We start from the raw sequence: 19,765 nt of genomic DNA on the forward strand, positions 1-19,765 counted from the left end.
AGTCAGGCAGCCCTTTTCGAAAGCAGCAAGCGATAGAGTTGAACATATTTTTCGGCGCTTTTGTCCCACGAAACGTCGGCCTTCATGCCTTGCCGCTGCATCGACGTCCACACCGCGGGATTGGCATGCGCCTCGACAAGGCGGCGGACGGCGTGCAGCAAGGCGCCGGCATTGGCGGGCGCGAATTGGAAGCCGGTCGCCACGCCGGCAGAGATGGCGGCTTCGTTGGCATCGATGACCGTGTCGGCAAGGCCGCCGGTGCGCGCGACGACCGGCACGCAGCCATAGCGCAGGCCGTAAAGCTGCGTCAGCCCGCAAGGTTCGAAGCGCGACGGGATGATGATGGCGTCGCAGCCGCCCTGCATGGTGTGGGAGAGTCCCTCGTCATAGCCGACGACGACGCCGATGCGGCCACGATGGCGGGCTGCGGCGGCAAGCAACGTGCCTTCCAGCCCAGCGTCGCCAGACCCAAGGATTGCCAGCCGTGCACCTGCCGCGACGATGCCGTCGACGGCCGCAGCCAATATGTCCATGCCCTTTTGCCAGGTCAGCCGGCTGACGACGCAGACGATCGGGCTGTCATCGCGATCGAGGCTGAAACGGTCCTCGACCGCGGCCTTGTTGGGCATTCGTGCCTTAAGCGTCTTTGCCGTGTAGTTGGAGACCAGATGCTTGTCGGTTTCCGGGTTCCATATCTCGGTATCGATGCCGTTGACGATGCCATGTAGATCGACGGAGCGCATGTTGATCAGGCCGTCGAGGCCCATGCCGAATTCGGGCAAACGGATTTCCTGCGCATAGGTCGGGCTGACCGTGGTGATCGCCCAGGCGGCCTGCAGGCCGGCCTTGAGGAAGCCGACGCCGCCGTAATATTCGACGCCGTCGAGCGCCATCGCCGCCGCCGGCAGGCCAAGCTCGCCAAAGATGCTGGCGCCGAACTGGCCTTGGAAGGCGAGGTTGTGCACGGTGATCATCGACGGCGTGCCGACCGCCTTGCCGTAGCGCATGTAGGCGAGCGTCATTGCCGACTGCCAGTCATGGGCATGGACGATATCGGGCAGGTAGCCCGAGATGGAGCCCCCGGCGATGTCGCCGCCTACCTGGCTCAAGGCAGCGAATCGCCGCCAATTGTCCGGCCAGTCGGCGCCGGTCGCGTTGCCGTATGGACCGCCCGGGCGGTCGAAAAGATGCGGCGCGTCGAGCACGAACAGGTCGAGGCCGGCGATCTGGACGGCGTGCACCGACGCCCTGCCGCCCTGCAGCAGCGGATATTGCTGAACCGCCTTCTTTTTCTTGAACGCGCCCATCACCTGCGGGTAGCCGGGGACGAGCGTGCGCATGGTGACGCCCTTGCCGGCCAATGCCATGGGCAAGGCGCCGGTTACGTCGGCGAGCCCTCCGGTCTTGACCAGCGGAAAGATCTCGGGCGCCACCGACAGAACCTGCATGCACTACGATCCCAGCCTGTTGATCATGTCCTGCGTGACCAGGCAGATGCCTTTTTCCGAAACGCGGAAACGCTTGGCGTCGAGGACGGGATCCTCGCCGACCACCAGCCCCTCCGGAATCCTGACGCCGTGATCGATGACTACGCGCTTCAGCCTGGCGTTGCGGCCGACATGGACGTCGGGCAGCATGACGACCTCCTCCAGTATCGAATAAGAATTGATGCGCGCGCCGGTGAAGATCAGGCTTCGCTTCAGCGAAGCGCCCGAAACGATGCAATCGCCCGACACGAGAGACGACACGGCCGACCCGCGGCGGCCATCCTCGTCATGCACGAACTTTGCCGGCGGCTTCAACTCGGCATAAGTCCAGATCGGCCAATCGCGGTCGTAAAGGTCGAGTTCCGGCGTGATGTCGGTCAGGTCGATATTGGCTTCCCAATAGGCGTCGACCGTGCCGACGTCGCGCCAATAGGCCTCGTTCTCGGCGGTCGAGCGCACGCAGGATTTGGCGAAGCGATGGGCGATCGCCTTTCCGTGCTCGACGATGTAGGGGATGATGTCCTTGCCGAAGTCGCGGCTCGAGCCGGGCTCTGCCGCATCGCGACGCAACTGCTCCATCAGGAACTTGGTCTTGAACACATAGATTCCCATCGAGGCCAGCGCAAAATCCGGTTTGTCGGGAATGCCCGGCGGATCGGCTGGCTTTTCGATGAAGGAGATGATGGTGTCCTTGGGATCGACATGCATGACGCCGAAGCCGGTAGCTTCCATGCGTGGCACTTCGAGGCAGCCGACGGTGACGTCGGCGCCGGCCTCGACATGTTGGCGCAGCATCATTTCGTAGTCCATCTTGTAGACATGGTCGCCGGCCAGGATGACCATGTATTCCGGCCCATAGGCCTCGATGATGTCGATGTTCTGGTAAACGGCGTCGGCGGTGCCCTCGTACCATTGCGTTTCCGACACACGCTGGCTGGCCGGCAGGATGTCGAAACTCTCGTTGCGCTCGGGCCGCAGGAAGTTCCAACCGCGCTGCAGATGGCGGATCAGCGAATGCGCCTTGTATTGGGTGGCGACGCCGAGGCGGCGGATACCGGAATTGAGCGCATTGGAGAGCGCGAAATCGATGATGCGGGTCTTGCCGCCAAAATAGACCGCCGGCTTGGCACGGCGGTCGGTCAGTTCCTTGAGCCGGCTGCCACGGCCGCCGGCCAGCACATAAGCCATGGCGTCGCGTGCCAGCGGCTGTGTTCGTTTTATTTCAGCCATTCTTATCCTCCCAGGTTAGATACTCCAGACATAGCTCAGTCCGGGACGAATTCGAGCATGATCGTCGACAGCGGCGGCAAAAGCATCGTCGCCGAAATGCCTCCTCCTTCCGCCTGAGCCTCGACGCCGCCGCTATTGCCCATGCCGGAACCGCCATAATCCGTGGCATCGGTGTTGATGATCTCGCGCCATTTTCCGGCCTGCGGCAACGGCACGCGGTAATTGTCGCGCGGCACCGGCGTGAAGTTGGAAATGACGGCGACCGGGTTGCCGCCTGGCGCGCTGCGCAGCCAGGCAAAGACCGAGTTCGCGCTGTCGTCGACGATCAGCCAGGAAAAGCCCTCCGGCTCGCAGTCGCGGGCATGCAGCGCCGGGCGCGAGCGGTAGAGATAGTTGAGGTCGCGCACCGTCTGCCAGACGCCGCGGTGGAGCCGGAAATCGAGCAGGTACCAGTCGAGCGCGCGCGCCTCGCTCCACTCGCGGCGCTGCGCGAACTCCTGGCCCATGAACAACAGCTTCTTGCCGGGATAACCCCACATGAAGGCGTAATAGGCGCGCAGCGTCGCGAATTTCTGCCAGTCGTCGCCGGCCATCTTGTTGAGCAGCGTGCCTTTGCCGTGCACCACCTCGTCATGGGACAGCGGCAGCACGAAATTCTCGCTGAAGGCGTAGACCAGGCCGAAGGTGATGTCGTTGTGGTGATGCTTGCGGAAGATCGGCTCCTTGGAAAAATACTCCAGAGTGTCGTGCATGAAGCCCATGTTCCACTTGAAGCCGAAGCCCAGCCCGCCTTCATGCACCGGCTGCGAAACTTTCGGCCACGAGGTCGATTCCTCGGCGATGGTCATCACGCCCGGATGGTGGCCGTAGACTTCCTTGTTCATACGCTGCAGGAAGCTGACCGCCTCGAGGTTTTCGCGCCCGCCCTTCTCGTTGGGGATCCATTCGCCGGCCTTGCGCGAATAATCGAGATAAAGCATCGAGGCGACCGCATCGACGCGCAGTCCGTCGACGTGATATTTCTCGGCCCAGAACAGCGCATTGTTGACCAGGAACGAAATCACTTCGCGGCGCCCAAAATTATAGATCGCTGTGTTCCAGTCGGGATGGAAGCCCTTGCGCGGATCGGCATGTTCGTAGAGCGCGGTACCGTCGAACTTTGCCAGACCGTGTTCGTCAACAGGGAAATGCGCCGGCACCCAGTCGAGGATGACGCCGATGCCTGCACGGTGGGCGCCGTCGACGAAGCGGGCAAAACCGTCCGGATCGCCAAAGCGGGCGCTCGGCGCATAAAGACCCGTCGTCTGGTAGCCCCAGGACGGGTCATAAGGGTGTTCGGAGATCGGCATGAATTCGATGTGGGTAAAACCGGTCTCGACCACGTACGGGATCAGCCTGTCGGCGAGCTCATCCCACGACAGAAAGCTGCCGTCGTCGTGAAGCCGCCATGACCCGGCATGGAGCTCGTAGATCGATACAGCTTCGCGCCTGTGGTCGGCATTGCGCCAGTAGTTCCGGTGCGCCTCGTCACCCCATTCATGCGCCGGCGGCAAAGCCGTCACCGAGGCGGTGGCCGGGCGCAGTTCGGACTTGAAGGCGAACGGATCGGCTTTGAGCGGCAATCTCACGCCATCTGGCCCGATGATTTCGTACTTATACGGGCGGCCAGCGCCGATGTCGGGAATGAATAGCTCCCAGATGCCGGTGTCGCGGCGGACGCGCATGGTATGCCTGCGGCCGTCCCACTCGTTGAAGTCGCCGACCACCGAGACACGCCTTGCATTGGGCGCCCACACCGCAAAATGTACGCCCGATGCACCTTCATGGTCGATGAGATGGGCGCCGAGCTTGTCGAACAGCCTGAGATGCGATCCTTCGGCGATATAGTAATCGTCTAGCGGACCGAGCACGGGGCCGAAGGAATATGGATCGGTCAGCCACCAGTCACCGCCGGAATTCCTTGCATGATAGCGCAGCGGCTGGCGTTTGCGCAGCGACAGTTTGCCTTCGAAGAAGCCGCGATCGTCGCGTCTCGACAGCTCGCCGGCCTTTTTGCCGGTCAGCGTGTAGGCGGTGACGAACTCGGCATGGGGGACGAAGCAGCGGGCGACAAAGCCCTTCCCCGCCTCATGCACGCCGAGCACCGCGAACGGGTCGCCATGCGTGCCCGCGACAATCGCCGCGACATCGCCGGCTGGCGCCAGTCCGTCCGGCCCGCTTGTCGCAACGGTCGCGCGCGGCTTGCTCATCGGGCAGTGTCCCTCCTCGGGCACCAAGTGTGTGTTTCTAGTGAAGTTTTCGACAGTCACAGGCCGCCTGACCTTCCAAGGGATGCGAAGGTCAAATCACTCCACTAGGGCCACATTGTTCCTGGACTCATGCAATCACATCAGGCGGGCACGTGCCAGATGTCTTTCGCATATTGGCGGATTGTGCGGTCGGACGAGAACCAGCCGACGCGGGCGACATTGCGGATCACCCTGGCGTACCAGTCCGGGCTGTTGCGCCAGACGGCATCGACGTCGCGCTGGGTGGCGGCGTAGGCATCGAAATCCGCGGCGACCATGAACCAGTCGCTCTGGTAAAGACCGTTGATCAGGTCGCGATAACGGTCCGGATCGTCAGGTGAGAAGACGCCCGATGAAATCGCCGACAGCGCCTGCGCCAATTCGGGCGAGCCCTCGATCACGGCGCGCGGATCGTAACCATTGTTGCGCCGCTCGGCGACTTCCTCTGTGGTCAGGCCGAAGATGAAGATGTTGTCGTCGCCGACGCATTCTTTGATCTCGACATTGGCGCCGTCGAGCGTGCCGATGGTCAGCGCACCGTTCAGCGCGAACTTCATGTTGCCGGTGCCTGAGGCTTCCATGCCGGCGGTCGATATCTGCTCCGAAAGATCGGCGGCCGGCATCATGATCTCGGCCAGGCTGACATTGTAGTTCGGCACGAACACCACTTTCAGCAAGCCGCGCACCGCGGGGTCGCGGTTGATGACACGGGCGACGTCGTTGGCAAGTTTGATGATCAGCTTGGCATTGTGATAGCTGGGCGCCGCCTTGCCGCCGAAGAATTTGACGCGGGGCATCCAGTCGCGCTCTGGATGTGAGCGGATCTGGTCGTAAAGCGCGACCGCTTCGAGAATGTTCAAGAGCTGGCGCTTGTATTCGTGGATGCGCTTGACCTGGATGTCGAACAGCGCCGAGGGGTCCACCTTGATGCCGAGCCGGTCGGCAACAAGATTGGCAAGCCTCGTCTTGTTCGCCCGTTTGACGGCGGCGAACTTGTCGCGGAAGGCGGCGTCCTCGGCGAAAGGATCAAGCCGCTTTATCTCGTCGATGTCGTCGAGGAAACCGTCGCCAATCGCCTCTCGGGTGAGTGTCGTGAGGCCGGGATTGCACTGGATTAGCCAGCGCCGCGGCGTGATCCCGTTGGTCTTGTTGTTGATGCGGTCCGGGTAGAGCCTGTGGAGATCGGCAAACACCGTCTCCTTCATCAATTCCGTGTGCAGGGCCGAGACGCCGTTGATCGAGTGCGAGCCGACAAAGGCCAGATTGCCCATGCGCACGCGGCGATCGCCATTTTCCTGGATCAGCGAAATGCGGCTGATCTGCTCGTCCGAGAACTGGTCGGAGGCGCGCGCCTCGAGCAGCACTTCGGCGTTGATCGCGTAGACGATCTGCATGTGGCGCGGCAACAGCCGCTCGAACAGCGGCACGGGCCAGCTTTCGAGCGCTTCGGGAAGCAGCGTGTGGTTGGTGTAGCCGAAGGTGCGCTTGGTGATGCTCCAGGCCTGGTCGAAATCCATGCCGTGGACATCCATCAACAGGCGCATCAGCTCGGCTACGGCGATCGCCGGATGGGTGTCGTTGAGATGGATCGCCGCCTTGTCGGGCAGCGATTGCAAGTCGCCATACTGGCTGAGATGACGCTGAACGATGTCCTGCAGCGAGGCGGTGGAGAAGAAATACTCCTGCCTCAATCGCAGCTCCTGGCCGGCCCTGTGGGAATCGGCCGGGTAAAGGACGCGCGACAATGCATCGGCCTTGTTGCTTTCGGCGAGCGCGCCGATGTGATCGCCGGCGTTGAACTTGTCGAGCAGGATCGGGTCGACCGGCATGCCGGACCACAGACGCAGCGTATTGACGCGATTGGCCCGCCAGCCGACCACTGGCGTATCGTAAGCAACGGCCAGAACATGTTCGGTCGGCTTCCAGACGTGGCGCTCGAGCCTGCCGTCCTTCGAGGTGATCGATTCCACCGAGCCGCCGAAGCCGACCTCGAAGGAGCGCTCGCGGCGCTCGAACTCCCAGGGATTGCCGTGATCGAGCCATGTCTCGGGCAGTTCCACCTGCCAGCCGTCATGAATCTCCTGCCGAAACATGCCGTTGGCATAGCGAATGCCGTAGCCATGCGCGGGGATATCGACGGTAGCCATGCTTTCCATGAAACAGGCGGCGAGCCGGCCAAGACCGCCATTGCCAAGGGCAGCGTCCGGTTCGAGCGCTGCAATGATGTCGAGGTCGACGCCAAGCGACGACAGCGCCTCGCGCATATTGTCCATCAGGCCGAGATTGGAGAAGGCATCGCGCATCAGGCGGCCGATGAGGAATTCCAGCGACAGGTAATAGACCCGCTTTTCCTGCTGGGCGTAGGCCTCTTGGGTTGCCTGCATCCAGTGATCGACGATGCGGTCGCGCACAACCTTGATTGAGGCGGTAAGCCAATCGTACTGGGTTGCAACGTTGGTGCCCTTGCCGACCCTGTATTTGAGGGCCTGCAAGACTTCGTCGGCGAGTGTCGTGGGATCCGGGTTTTCGAGTGTGGGCGGAGGAGCTTCGGTTGTCATCGCGCGCGTCATGCTGCCTCTCGTGACGTTGCCATCATACGGCTTTCACCATCTCTGCCAATGCTAGTGCATCCCACCGGATGTTCAATCGATTCAGGCGACCGAAAGCCGGGTTGCCCTGCGGCAATTTGGCATTTGGAAACAGCGCGTTCGGGTTCCTCGGCGATGGGCCTCAAGCTCTTGCTCAAGCTGCAAGCGCCGCTTCCGGCGGCACCTTGGCGCCGGTCATGAAGGCGACGGCGTCGGACATCGTATACTGCTTCGGATCGATGACGCACAGGCGACGGCCAAGCCGATGAATGTGGATGCGGTCGGCCACCTCGAAGACATGCGGCATGTTGTGTGAAATCAGCACGATCGGCAGGCCTCGCTTCTTCACGTCGAGGATCAGTTCGAGGACGCGGCGGCTCTCCTTGACGCCAAGTGCGGCCGTCGGCTCATCCATGATCACCACCCGGCTGCCAAAGGCGGCGGCGCGCGCCACCGCCACACCCTGACGCTGGCCGCCGGAAAGCGTTTCCACGGCCTGGCTGATGTTCTGGATGGTCATCAGGCCAAGCTCCGTGAGCTTGTCGCGGGCGCGCTTTTCCATCGCCGGGCGATCGAGCATGCGCAGCCATTCGCCGAGGAACCCCGGCTTGCGGATCTCCCGGCCGAGGAACATGTTGTCGGCGATGGACAGCGCCGGCGACAGAGCCAGGTTCTGGTAGACGGTCTCGATGCCGGCCTCGCGGGCCTCCATCGGCGACTTGAAGGCAACGGGCTTGCCTTCAAGCCGGATCTCACCTTCATCGGGCACGACCGCGCCGGAAATCGCCTTGATGAGCGACGATTTGCCGGCGCCATTGTCGCCGATGACGGCAAGGATTTCGCCCGGATAGAGATCGAAATCGGCATTGTCGAGTGCGGTGACGCGACCGTAGCGCTTGACCAGGCTGCGCGCGGTGAGGATGGGTTCCTGGGTCATGGCTATGCCGAAACCTTTCTGATCCATTGATCGATCGCCACGGCGCCGATGATCAGCACGCCGGTGAGCAGCACCTTCCACTGCGGATCGGCGCCCAGCATGTTGAGGCCCATCGAGACGACGCCGACGATCATGGCGCCGAACAGCGTGCCGAGGATCGAGCCGCGCCCGCCGAACAGCGAAATACCGCCGATCACCGTCGCGGTGATGGCCTGAAGATTGTAGTCGGTCACGGCGGCGGAAGGCGAGATCGAGCCATTGCGGCCGATGGAGACCCAGGCTGCGAAGGCGGCGATCAGCCCGGCAAGAGCATATACCGTCACCAGCACCTTCTTCGTCTGGATGCCCGACAGTTTCGCGGCCTCCTGATCGTCGCCAACCGCGTAGACATGGCGGCCCCACGCGGTGTGGTTGAGCACGTACCAGAGGACCAACACGAGAACGACCATGGCAATGACGCCAAGCGTCAGCACGGCCGTGCCGACCTTAAAGCTCAAGGCAAACAGGTGCAGCAGAGGCGCCTGAACGTCGACGTCGGTGTCGCGGATCGTCTCATTGGCCGAATAGATGAAGTTGGTGGCCATGACGATGTTCCAGGTGCCCAGCGTCACGATGAATGGCGGCAGCTTCATGTAGGCGACCAGCACCCCGTTGAGCAGGCCGCATGCGCCACCAGCGACAAGCCCGATTGCCACCGCGAGCACGGCCGGCATACCGTAGCTGACCGCGCAATTGCCCATGATCACAGCCGAAATCACCATGATCACGCCAATCGACAGGTCGATGCCGGCGGTCAGGATTACCAGAGTCTGCGCGGCGCCCAGAATGCCGACAATGGCGATCTGCTGAAGGATCAGCGTCAGCGTATAGGATGAAAAAAAACGCCCGCCGATTGTGATGCCAAAGATAATTATCGCGAGAACCAGCACGATCAGCGGTACCGCTGCCGGCGTGGAATGCAGGAAATGCTGGGCGCGCTTGACGGCCGATTTATGCTCGTCGAACGCGGCGACGCTTGTGTCGCTGCTCGATAGAACTTTTTCGAATTCTTGTGCTTGAGACATGTTTCCTCCCCTGGGCTTCAGCCAAGAGCCAACGCCGTCCACGCCTTGCGGTCTGCCGCCGGGACTATTTGCGTTTAGACCGGCACATCGTCCACCCTGAGCGGCCGGGGATCAAGCCCCGGCCGATCGCGATCTGTTGCCGGTCAGGCTAGACTCAGCCCCAGCACTTGGCGAGGCCTTCCTTGGTGTCGATGGACTTCACACCGTTGGCGGGCTTGTCGGTGACAAGGTTGACGCCGGTGTCGAAGAAGTTCTTGCCTTCGGTCGGCTTCGGCTTCGTCCCGTCCTTGGCGAAAGTGGCGATCGCCTCGATGCCGAGCGCCGCCATTTGCAGCGGATATTGCTGCGAGGTAGCGCCGATCACGCCTTCGGTGACCGACTTCACGCCGGGGCAACCACCGTCGACCGAGACGATCAGCACCTGGCCTTCGAGACCGACGGCCTTGAGCGCCTGGTAGGCGCCGACAGCTGCCGGCTCGTTGATGGTGTGGATGACGTTGATGGTGTTGTCCTTCTGCAGAAGGTTCTCCATCGCCTTGCGGCCGCCCTCTTCATTGCCGTTCGTCACGTCATGGCCAACGATGCGCGGGTCGTCCTCGTCGCCAATCTTGTTGGGGTCCTTCACGTCGATGCCGAAGCCCATCATGAAGCCCTGGTCGCGCAGCACGTCGACCGTCGGCTGCGACGGCGTCAGGTCGAGGAAGCCGATCTTGGCATCCTTGGCCTTATCGCCGAGTGTCGCGGCGGCCCATGCGCCGATCAGCTTGCCGGCTTCCAGATTGTCCGTCGCGAAGGTCGCGTCAGCGGCATCGATCGGATCAAGCGGCGTGTCGAGCGCGATCACCAACAGCCCGGCGTCCCGCGCTTTCTTCACCGTCGGCACGATGCCCTTGGTATCGGACGCGGTGATGAGAATACCCTTGGCGCCGTCGGCGATACAGCTCTCGATTGCAGCAACCTGGCTCTCGCTGTCGCCGTCGATCTTGCCGGCGTAAGTCTTGAGATCGACGCCAAGCTCCTTGGCCTTGGCCGTCGCACCTTCCTTCATCTTGACGAAGAATGGATTGGTGTCGGTCTTGGTGATCAAGCAGGCGCCGACCCCGGCGGCCGATGCCGTCGACGCAAAGGCCATCAGGCTCAGTCCGGCCGCGGCGAACACGGTGGATTTCAACAGTTTTGACGTGGTCACGATTTTCCTCCCATGGAACCATTTAGGATGCCGGCCAACCGACATCTGCAGCGCGTCCGACGAAATCTCCCAGCATCGGCGCCGATCCCAAGAGACACCAGTCCGCCAGCACTGTCAATAATTAAATCACTCTTATTTATTATTGACAACGCAGGATTGTTCACCCACTCTAGACCAAAAGCATTGAGGGGAAACGACGGAGGAACAGGGTGGAGACCGGCGTTACGAGGCACGGTTCGCCCAATGCGGCCGAAAGCCGTCTGCACCGCGGCACCAATCAAAGCGGCATGCGGGACCACAATGAGCGGCTGGTGCTGTCGCTGGTGCGCCAGCATGGCAGCCTGGCCAAATCCGACATTGCCCGTATGACCGGCCTTTCGGCGCAGACGGTCTCGGTGATCATGCGCGAGTTGGAGGAGGACGACCTGCTCGTCCGCCAGGCGCCGTTGCGCGGCAAGATCGGCCAGCCCTCGATACCCATGGCGCTCAATCCCGACGGTGCCTATTTCATCGGCCTGAAGATCGGCCGCCGCAGCGCCGAATTGGTGCTGATCGATTTCCTCGGCAACGTACGCTCGATGCTGCAGCATTCCTACCGCTACCCTGCCCCGCGCGAGACGGTGGAATTCGTCACAGGCGGCATGAACAAGATGCGCGGCGAGCTCACCCCGGCGCAGGATAAGCGCATTGCCGGGCTTGGCATCGCCATGCCGTTCGAATTGTGGAACTGGGCCGATACCGCGGGCGCACCGCGCGAAATCATGGACGAATGGCGCCATCGCGACATCCGCGCCGACATCCAGGCGCAATGCGAATTTCCAGTCTATCTGCAGAACGACGCCACCTCGGCCTGCGGTGCCGAGCTCGTGTTCGGCCACGCGGCGGGCGCGGCACGCGATTTCGTCTATTTCTATATCGGCGCCTTTGCCGGCGGCGGCATCGTGCTGAACGGCCGGTTGTTTGGCGGCCCAACCGGCAATGCCGGCGCGCTGGGCTCGATGCCGGTGCCCGGGCCGGACGGCAAGCCGACGCAGTTGATCGACGTGGCGTCGATCGCCATGCTGGAAAAGGCGCTCAACGCGCGCGGCATCGAGGCCTCGCATCTGTGGACATCACCGGGGGACTGGGGCGAGATCGGCGCCGAGCTCGATGACTGGATCGCCAGCGCCTCGCAGGCGCTAGCCTATGCCATCGTTTCGGCGTCCTCCGTCATTGATTTCGAAGCCGCGGTGATCGACGGGTGGATGCCGATTGCCGTGCGCAGGCGGCTTGTCGATGCCGTCATCCAGGCCATCGGCCGGATCGACGGCGAGGGCCTGAGGCTGCCGGCCATTCGCGAGGGAACCGTCGGCATTCATGCGCGGGCGCTGGGTGGCGCCAGTCTGCCGCTGTCGGAGCGCTTCCTCATCGGTTCGACCACGATTTCCCGGAGCTTCTGAGCATGCTGATCGGCATCCCGGCGCTGCTCGGCCCGGAGTTTCTGGCGATATTGCGCGCCATGGGCCATGGCGACGAGATCGCCTTGGTCGACGGCAACTACCCGGCCGAGCAGCAGGCACAGCGGCTGATCCGCGCCGACGGTCATCATCTCGTCCCGGTGCTCGATGCGGTACTGAGCGTGTTGCCGGTCGACGACGCCGTGCCGCAGGCGCTGTTTCGCGCCTCGGCCAAAGGCGATCCCCTGCTCGCCGATCCGGTTCACCATGAGATGGAAGCGATCTGCGCCAGGCATGCGCCGGGCCGCAAGCTGGTTGCGCTTGCCGGCGCCGACTTTTATGCACGGGTCAAGGCCGCACACGCGATCGTCGCGACGAGCGAGCCGCGGCTTTATGCCAACATCATCATTCGCAAGGGCGTGATCTACCCGCCGGAAAGCAAGACTTCATGATCCTCTGCTGTGGCGAAGCCCTCATCGATATGCTGCCGAGGACCACGACGGAGGGCGAGTCGGCCTTTGCGCCCTATGTCGGCGGTGCCGTCTTCAACTCGGCAATTGCGCTTGGCCGGCTCGGCGCGCCCGCTGCCTTCTTCTCCGGCCTGTCGTCGGATCTGTTCGGGGGCCAGCTCAGGGAGGCGCTGGGAGCCAGCAAGATCAGTTCCACCTATGCACACACCTCGCCGCGCCCGACTACGCTCGCCTTCGTGCGGCTCAACAACGGCCAGGCGACCTACACCTTCTATGACGAGAACACCGCCGGGCGCATGCTGACCATCGAGGACCTGCCGGAACTCGGCAGCGAGATCGAGGCCATGCTGTTCGGCGCCATCAGCCTGATCTCGGAGCCGGCCGGGTCGGCCTATGAAGAGTTCATGCGACGCGAGCATGAGCGCCGCGTGATGATGCTCGACCCCAACATCCGGCCAAACTTCATTCCCGACAAGGCCAAGCACCTCAGGCGCATCCGCGGCATGATGGCGATGGCCGACATCGTCAAATTGTCGGACGAGGATCTGAACTGGTTCGGCGAAGCCGGCTCGCATGAGGACGTCGTGCGCAACTGGCTGGACCGCGGTCCGAAGCTGATCGTGGTCACCCACGGCAGCGAGGGCGCGGTCGGTTACAGCAGCCGGCACCGGGTCACGGTCGTGCCGGACAAGGTCGAGGTGGTCGATACGGTCGGCGCCGGCGACACATTCAATGCCGGCATCCTTGCCTCCTTGCACGAACAGGGCCTGTTGTCGAAGACGGCAATCGCCAGCCTGCCGGAAGAAGCCATCCATAAGGCGCTGACGCTCGGTGCGAAAGCCGCGGCTGTGACGGTCTCGCGGGCCGGCGCCAACCCGCCATGGCGGCATGAAATCGCCTGACCGGCTGGCAACACGCTCACGGACCTGCCTGCCGCGATCACTTTATGTTTCGTCGACCCGGCGGGACCGGCTGTGAAGGTCCATATCGAGCCGGCCGAAGCCCGGATTTCCCCGCGTTTAAGAGAGCAGGTCGGAAGTCAGCGGTAACAGGCTGCGACATTTGAGCAATTCAGGGTTTTGCCCTGCGGCTTTCTCGGCCGTGCCAAGTCTGCTACCAGCGGCCGGTTATCTGACTGAACCGTTTGAGGCCGACATGCAGTTCATCGATCTTGGCGCGCAGCGCGAACGCATCCGCGACAGGCTGAAAGCGGCAATCGACCGGGTCGTCGACGAAGGCCGCTATATCCTCGGACCTCAGGTCACCGAATTCGAAAACAAGCTCTCCGCCTATATCGGCACCAAGCACGTGGTCGCTTGCGCCAACGGCACCGACGCGCTGCTGTTGCCGCTGTTTGCCGCCGGTATCGGCCCGGGCGACGCGGTGTTCGTGCCGAGCTTCACTTTTGCCGCCACGGCCGAAGTGGTGGCGCTGACCAAGGCCGAACCGGTGTTCGTCGATGTCGATGCCGACAGCTACAATATCGACACCGCCAGCCTCGAGGCAGCAATCGCCATGATCAAGGCGGAAGGCCGGCTGAGGCCGAAGGCAATCATTCCCGTCGACCTGTTCGGCCTCGCCGCCGATTACGAGGCGATCATGGCCATCGCCGATCGCGAAGGCCTGATGGTCATCGAGGATGCGGCCCAGGCGACCGGGGGCTCGGCCGACGGCAAAATGTGCGGCTCGTTCGGCACCGTCGGCTCGACCAGCTTCTATCCGGCAAAGCCGCTCGGCTGCTATGGCGACGGCGGTGCGATGTTCACCAATGACGATGCGCTGGCCGAACAGCTGCGCTCGTTCGCCTTTCACGGCAAAGGCGAAACGCAATACGACAATGTCCGCGTCGGCATCAATTCACGGCTCGACACGCTTCAGGCGGCGATCCTGATAGAGAAGCTGGCCATCCTCGAGGACGAGATGGTGGCGCGGCAAGCGGTCGCCAATCGCTATGCCGAAGGTCTCGGCGATATCGTCAAGGCGGCGCGCAATCTGGGCGGCGGCCGCTCGGCCTGGGCGCAATACGCCATCGAAACGCCGAAACGCGACGGGCTCAAGGCACATCTCGGTGAAAAGGGCATTCCGTCGGTCATCTACTATGTGAAACCGCTGCACAGCCAGATTGCCTATCGCGATTATCCGCGCACCCCGACCGGCCTTGCCGTTTCGGAAGAGCTGCCGAAGCGCATCCTGTGCCTGCCGATGCATCCCTATCTGAGCGAGGCTGACCAGGACCGGATCATCGAAACGATCCGTAACTATATCGGCTCGAATTCGGCGCATGTAGCGGCGGCATAATTCGAAAGCTTCGAAGCGTGGTCGCGGATTACATCGACGAGTTCATCATGTTCTGCGCCGGGTTGTGGATGGCTGGCGTCGGCTTCGGATTTTTCTCGGACCCCTCTCAAGCTCGCCCCGGCCAACGGCAGGCATGGTGGACCAACTTTGGAACCCATATTAAATGGATGGGGCCGCTGTTGATCATCATCTCGATAGTGCTCGCATTCGCGGCGCCTTCCTAGCGGACCCTATTCGGCGGGCTATTCACAAGTTCGGTGCGATCAGCTTGAGTGATGGAAAATAGGTGCGATAGCGACCAGCATCGCGCGTGAACAGCGGCAGCCCATTGACCGCGGCATGGGCGCGCCGATGAAGAAGTCAGGCAGCACGCCGGTGCTCAACCCGCTCGATCTCGCGTAGTATTGGGTAAAGACCTTTCCCGCGAGGAACAGTGCTGCCTATGGTATCGGAGCGATTTCGAGACAGCTTTGTCAAGAAACGCGTCGAGATCCTCGATGCGCCCCGTATCGGAAAGCCAACTCGGCATAGACAGCATCGTTGATCAACAGCGGTCCATTCAGGCTTTGCGCCTCAAGCTGGGCGATCGACCAATCCGCCCAGTTCGGATCATTGGTGACAAGATTGAGCAGAACGTTGGTGTCGACCAGCGTCACACCTCGCCACGCGTCCATTTTCGGGTAGCACATGTGCTTCTGCATTGCCAAAACTCGTCGCCTGCCCTCACTCCCAAATCGGCCGGAGCGGCTTTCAAGAGTGCCGTCAGGGCAACATTTTTGAAGTGCTTTGCTCCGCGTCGAAGCATAGTCTGCACTGTCTTCCCTCTAGGCTGGCTATTTCATGAAGAAGATTGGTTTCCTCTCGTTCGGGCACTGGACGCCCTCGCCGCAATCACAGACCCGGACGGCAGCCGACGCGCTTTTGCAGTCCGTCGAGCTGGCCGTCGCGGCCGAGGAGCTGGGTGCAGACGGCGCGTATTTCCGCGTGCATCACTTCGCGCGCCAGCTCGCCTCGCCCTTCCCGCTGCTGGCAGCGGTTGGGGCGAAGACCAGCCGAATCGAGATCGGCACGGCGGTGATCGACATGCGTTACGAGAACCCGCTCTATATGGCGGAGGACGCCGGTGCCGCCGACCTAATCGCCGGAGGGCGTCTGCAGCTGGGCATCAGCCGCGGCTCGCCGGAGCAGGTAATCGAGGGATGGCGCTACTTCGGCTACGCCCCGCAAGAGGGCGAGAGCGATGCCGACATGGCCCGCAGACACACCGGAGTGCTGCTCGAAGTGTTGCTGGGCAAAGGCTTTGCGCAGCCCAACCCGCGGCCGATGTTTCCCAACCCGCCTGGCCTGCTTCGCGTCGAGCCGCACTCGGAGGGCCTGCGCGAGCGCATCTGGTGGGGCGCCGCCACAAACGCCACCGCCGAATGGGCGGCGAAATTGGGGATGAACCTGCAGAGCTCCACGCTCAAATTCGATGAGGGGGGAAAGCCGTTTCACATCCAGCAGGCCGAACAGATCCGGGCTTTTCGTGAGGCCTGGAAGGCGGCCGCACACACGCGCGAGCCGCGGGTGTCGGTCAGCCGGAGCATTTTTGCGCTGGTCGACGATCGCGACCGGGCCTATTTCGGCGGCAACCAGAGCGGAGATCATTTCGGTTACATCGAGGCAGACAGACGCGCCGTGTTCGGCCGCTCCTATGCCGCCGAACCGGACGTCCTGATCGAACAGCTAAAAGGCGACGAAGCCGTCGCCGAGGCCGATACGCTGCTGCTTACCGTCCCCAATCAGCTCGGCGTCGACTATAATGCCCACGTCATCGAGGCGATCCTGACCCATGTCGCCCCTGGCTTGGGCTGGCGCTGACGCGACTTTGTTGCAAAAGCCACGGCGTCGATACGATGCCCGCGTTCCTAGCGGTCTCACGGCTGCTTTCCGTCGGCTCGTTTCAGCATCGCGAATGCGCGACTGATCCGTTGCAGCGCTGTGGCGTTGGCCAGCACTGCGTAAAGTGCGAACCCACCCGCCAGAATCCAGGGCGAAGCCGCGCCCATGGCCTCCGCGACTCCGTCGGCGGCGAGCAGCACGCAAATGAAAACCAAACGTTCCATCCGCTCGAAGAAATCCGGCCAACCATGGTTTTCCACAGGGATTTCCAGCGCCGTCCGCGCCTTGGCGTAACTTGTGAGTATCCCGCCGGCGAACGCGAACATTGCGATCGCCCACAGATCGGCGACCCAGCCGATAGCCGCAAAGACGGCCAATTCCTGATAGCGGTCGACGACAGCGTCGAAATAGCCACCGGCCTTGGTGCTCATATTTGTTCGGCGGGCGACCGCACCGTCCAGCGCGTCGAAGGTGAAGGCAAACGCCAGGCAAAGGCCAAAGGCAAGGCTTGACTGGTGGTAGACGTAGGCCGCCGACGACACAGCGACGAGCACGAGCCCGCTGGCCGTAACCTGGTTCGGCGTCATGCCGATCCCGATCAGCGGAGAGGCGGCCTGCTCCCATAGCGGGTCGATGCGACTTTTCATGAGACCGGCGATCATGGCGGCTCCTCTGATGATGTCGTTTCGCCGAGCTTTACCAGCAATTTGCGGGTTTGTTCCACCGTCGCCACCGTTCGACTTGGTCAACGCAGACGGAGAACTGGCTCAGCAACGTTCTCAACCGGCCGCAACAGCGATTTCTTTTGGCGGATGCGGCCGGCGGATTAAGGCGCTCGCCAAAGCTGACGGAGCAAATCGACCGGCGGTCTGGCGGCCGCACCCGAACGATGTGACTATGATCGCTTGCCATCCGTCGGAAGCCGGCCGAAACTCGATGCATAAATTCTCACCCAAGTTTGCCTACCTGCTCGCGACCTCTCTTGGCGCGGGATTATCTCCAATATGGCCGGGCACGGCCGGCGCAATGGTTGGAGTGGCTGTTGCCGCAGCTCTGATAGCTGCATCGCCTTGGCTGACCGTGCTTGCCTATGCGGCCCTGTTCGCCGTCGGCGTATGGGCGTCGTCGCATGTCATCTCCCGTACCGGGACGGAGGATCCGCAGATCGTCGTCATCGATGAGACCTTCGGCGCCGCCGTGACACTTTCCATGCTTCCGATCGACCCACTCTGGTGGACAGCAGGCTTCCTTGCTTTCCGGTTTTTCGACGTCGTCAAGCCTTGGCCCATCCGAATCATGCATGACAAGGTAAGGGGTGGGGCCGGCATCATGCTGGACGACGCTGCCGCGGCTGTCGTGGCTGCGGCGTTGCTGCTCCTGCTGAACGGTTTGATTGACCATTTGCGGTAATGGCGACATTCGGTCTGCCAAGGCCACGGTGGTCCATCGGAGTTTAGCGCCGCAAGGGGGAGACCGGACCATGCGAAGCCACAGGATCGCGGCCATTCCAGGTGATGGCATCGGCAGGGAGTCGTAGCGGCCGGGCTTCGTGCGCTGGCTGTCCGCGCCCGGGGCGTCGGAACGCAGAAGGCATCCGCCGCTCACCGATGGTGTTCGTGTGCCTGCGTGCGGAAACCAAACCCGTCAAGTGTTTCGATCAGCACCTGTACGGGATCCGGCACACCGTGCGATGACCGCCACGCGACAAAGCCGTCCGGCCTGACCAAGACAGCACCGCCGCTTTCAACCCCGCGTGGGTCTGGTCGGTCGTCGGACAAGAGGAAGCCTGTGCTGCAGCCGGCCAGGACCGCGGCTGCAATCCCCACGCGCGGACCGGGGAAATTTCGGACGCAATGACAATGCCCAGGACTGCTCCCCACGGATGGATCGCCCTTGGAAAGCCGTGCCGCACGCTACGACGGCGACACGCGACATTGATGTCGATCTCTAGGCCTTCGAAATCCAGTACGTCTCAGTCACCAGCCAAGCGTTCTCGATGCCGTTTGCCGGTCGGCCTCGATGATATTGCGCAAGACCGGTGACTTTGCCTCGGGCTGCCTTCAGGGCAGCCTTCAAGGCCTTTTCTTCGTCACTGCGCCTGGCTCCGCTGCAGGGGTAAAACCCGCATGGCACAAGTGGCCGTACGGGAAAGGTATCGCCAGCCCTTTCCAGAAGCATCATGAAGCCTCGTTGGTCTTCGCCCGTGAACGGCAGCGCCATCCGGCCAGCGTCGGACAAATTTGAAAGCCACCGTTCCGGCACGTGCGTCACTCCGGCAAAGGCGACAACGACATCGAGGTCCGGCAGATCAACTGCCTGCGTTGCATCACCGGATACCACTTCGACATGGGCATAATGAGCAAGATTGCTTTGCGCGCGCCGGGCGAGTTCTTCGTCGATCTCATAGGCAATCACGCGTCCTTCAGAACCCGTCAGTTCAGCGAGGATGGCGGTGAAATAGCCAACACCGGCGCCTACCTGAAGGACGGTCTGGCCGGGAGCGATGTTCACATGGTCGAAAACCAAGGCGCAAAGCGACGGCAAACCGCTGTTTAATCCGCGTTTTTCGTCAAGTGAGACCAGAACGTCGTGGTAAATCTCATGAAGTGCGGCTGAAGGGCTGGTATGGACCGCCCCGATCTGCAATCTCGAATGGATACGCCATGGCCCGTTGCCGAGGTAGTGTTCGCGCGGAACTTTTGCGAAGGCCTCGATGACAGCAGGGTTGTGCAAGACTGGGGACGAGACACGCAGGTCTTCGGCAAACCACCGGCGCGCTTCACTAGCATCGCTTCTTGTTGGCATGGACTATTGGCTCCCGAATTGCGCGTATTCAACCATCGTTTCAGAAAGCCGAACGGCGGCAAAGGCTCGCTATCCTCGTATGGACGGGTGCT

Annotated in this window: 17 protein-coding genes and 1 pseudogene; 7 read left to right on the forward strand and 11 right to left on the reverse strand. The window is 62.4% G+C overall.

Annotated features, from left to right (window positions below):
- Positions 1-2: 2 nt before the first annotated feature.
- From glgA to NKH80_RS01510, 7 genes are all read right to left on the reverse strand, one after another.
- Positions 3-1,448 (reverse strand): glycogen synthase GlgA, encoded by a 1,446-nt coding sequence (gene glgA, locus NKH80_RS01480; RefSeq protein WP_352687675.1) that lies wholly within the window; start codon positions 1,446-1,448, stop codon positions 3-5.
- Between the two features lie 3 nt (positions 1,449-1,451).
- A complete protein-coding gene (glgC, locus tag NKH80_RS01485) occupies positions 1,452-2,717 on the reverse strand; it encodes a glucose-1-phosphate adenylyltransferase (protein WP_352687677.1) in 1,266 nt (421 codons plus the stop codon).
- Positions 2,718-2,752: 35 nt separating this feature from the next.
- Positions 2,753-4,966 carry a 1,4-alpha-glucan branching protein GlgB gene (gene glgB / locus NKH80_RS01490; protein ID WP_352989168.1) on the reverse strand — a complete coding sequence of 738 codons (2,214 nt, stop codon included), beginning with the start codon at positions 4,964-4,966 and terminating at the stop codon, positions 2,753-2,755.
- A 140-nt stretch (positions 4,967-5,106) separates the two neighbouring features.
- The gene (locus NKH80_RS01495; protein ID WP_352989171.1) at positions 5,107-7,575 is read right to left on the reverse strand and encodes a glycogen/starch/alpha-glucan phosphorylase; all 2,469 of its coding nucleotides are present in this window, start codon (positions 7,573-7,575) and stop codon (positions 5,107-5,109) included.
- 172 nt (positions 7,576-7,747) lie between these two features.
- Positions 7,748-8,530 (reverse strand): ATP-binding cassette domain-containing protein, encoded by a 783-nt coding sequence (locus tag NKH80_RS01500; protein WP_352479483.1) that lies wholly within the window; start codon positions 8,528-8,530, stop codon positions 7,748-7,750.
- A 2-nt stretch (positions 8,531-8,532) separates the two neighbouring features.
- Complete coding sequence (locus NKH80_RS01505) at positions 8,533-9,594, reverse strand: ABC transporter permease (protein ID WP_352479482.1); 1,062 nt, start codon at positions 9,592-9,594, stop codon at positions 8,533-8,535.
- Between the two features lie 154 nt (positions 9,595-9,748).
- On the reverse strand, positions 9,749-10,726 hold the full coding sequence (locus NKH80_RS01510; RefSeq protein WP_502900895.1) for a sugar ABC transporter substrate-binding protein: 978 nt from the start codon (positions 10,724-10,726) through the stop codon (positions 9,749-9,751).
- Positions 10,727-10,992: 266 nt separating this feature from the next.
- Between NKH80_RS01510 and NKH80_RS01515 the strand changes: the two genes are divergently transcribed.
- The 5 genes from NKH80_RS01515 to NKH80_RS01535 all read left to right on the forward strand — a co-directional run bounded on the left by NKH80_RS01515 (position 10,993) and on the right by NKH80_RS01535 (position 15,211).
- Positions 10,993-12,222 carry an ROK family transcriptional regulator gene (locus NKH80_RS01515; RefSeq protein ID WP_352479481.1) on the forward strand — a complete coding sequence of 410 codons (1,230 nt, stop codon included), beginning with the start codon at positions 10,993-10,995 and terminating at the stop codon, positions 12,220-12,222.
- A gap of 2 nt (positions 12,223-12,224) precedes the next feature.
- Positions 12,225-12,671, forward strand: a complete 447-nt coding sequence (locus NKH80_RS01520) for an RbsD/FucU family protein (protein WP_352687681.1) — start codon at positions 12,225-12,227, stop codon at positions 12,669-12,671.
- Positions 12,668-13,591, forward strand: a complete 924-nt coding sequence (locus tag NKH80_RS01525) for a carbohydrate kinase family protein (RefSeq protein ID WP_352687683.1) — start codon at positions 12,668-12,670, stop codon at positions 13,589-13,591. The genes NKH80_RS01520 and NKH80_RS01525 overlap by 4 nt, the downstream gene beginning before the upstream one ends.
- A gap of 253 nt (positions 13,592-13,844) precedes the next feature.
- Positions 13,845-14,987 carry a DegT/DnrJ/EryC1/StrS family aminotransferase gene (locus NKH80_RS01530; protein ID WP_352802280.1) on the forward strand — a complete coding sequence of 381 codons (1,143 nt, stop codon included), beginning with the start codon at positions 13,845-13,847 and terminating at the stop codon, positions 14,985-14,987.
- A gap of 17 nt (positions 14,988-15,004) precedes the next feature.
- Entirely contained in the window at positions 15,005-15,211 is a 207-nt protein-coding gene (locus NKH80_RS01535; protein ID WP_352687687.1) for a hypothetical protein, read from the forward strand.
- 22 nt (positions 15,212-15,233) lie between these two features.
- On the opposite strand, the pseudogene NKH80_RS01540 reads toward NKH80_RS01535, so the two are convergent.
- Positions 15,234-15,643 (reverse strand): annotated as a pseudogene (locus NKH80_RS01540) (type II toxin-antitoxin system VapC family toxin).
- 184 nt (positions 15,644-15,827) lie between these two features.
- Here NKH80_RS01540 and NKH80_RS01545 point away from each other — a divergent pair.
- Positions 15,828-16,847, forward strand: coding sequence for an LLM class flavin-dependent oxidoreductase (locus tag NKH80_RS01545; protein ID WP_352687689.1), 1,020 nt, complete (start codon positions 15,828-15,830; stop codon positions 16,845-16,847).
- Positions 16,848-16,903: 56 nt separating this feature from the next.
- On the opposite strand, the gene NKH80_RS01550 is transcribed toward NKH80_RS01545, so the two are convergent.
- Positions 16,904-17,530 carry a CDP-alcohol phosphatidyltransferase family protein gene (locus NKH80_RS01550; protein WP_352687691.1) on the reverse strand — a complete coding sequence of 209 codons (627 nt, stop codon included), beginning with the start codon at positions 17,528-17,530 and terminating at the stop codon, positions 16,904-16,906.
- Between NKH80_RS01550 and NKH80_RS01555 the strand changes: the two genes are divergently transcribed.
- Positions 17,529-18,278, forward strand: a complete 750-nt coding sequence (locus NKH80_RS01555) for a phosphatidylglycerophosphatase A family protein (RefSeq protein WP_352687693.1) — start codon at positions 17,529-17,531, stop codon at positions 18,276-18,278. The two genes, NKH80_RS01550 and NKH80_RS01555, sit on opposite strands and share 2 nt — an antisense overlap.
- A gap of 191 nt (positions 18,279-18,469) precedes the next feature.
- On the opposite strand, the gene NKH80_RS01560 is transcribed toward NKH80_RS01555, so the two are convergent.
- Complete coding sequence (locus NKH80_RS01560; protein ID WP_352687695.1) at positions 18,470-18,748, reverse strand: aromatic-ring hydroxylase C-terminal domain-containing protein; 279 nt, start codon at positions 18,746-18,748, stop codon at positions 18,470-18,472.
- A 67-nt stretch (positions 18,749-18,815) separates the two neighbouring features.
- A complete protein-coding gene (locus NKH80_RS01565) occupies positions 18,816-19,673 on the reverse strand; it encodes a protein-L-isoaspartate O-methyltransferase family protein (protein ID WP_352989179.1) in 858 nt (285 codons plus the stop codon).
- Positions 19,674-19,765 lie beyond the last annotated feature (92 nt).

It is taken from the genome of Mesorhizobium sp. M0904 (assembly GCF_040319475.1).
Lineage (GTDB): Bacteria > Pseudomonadota > Alphaproteobacteria > Rhizobiales > Rhizobiaceae > Mesorhizobium.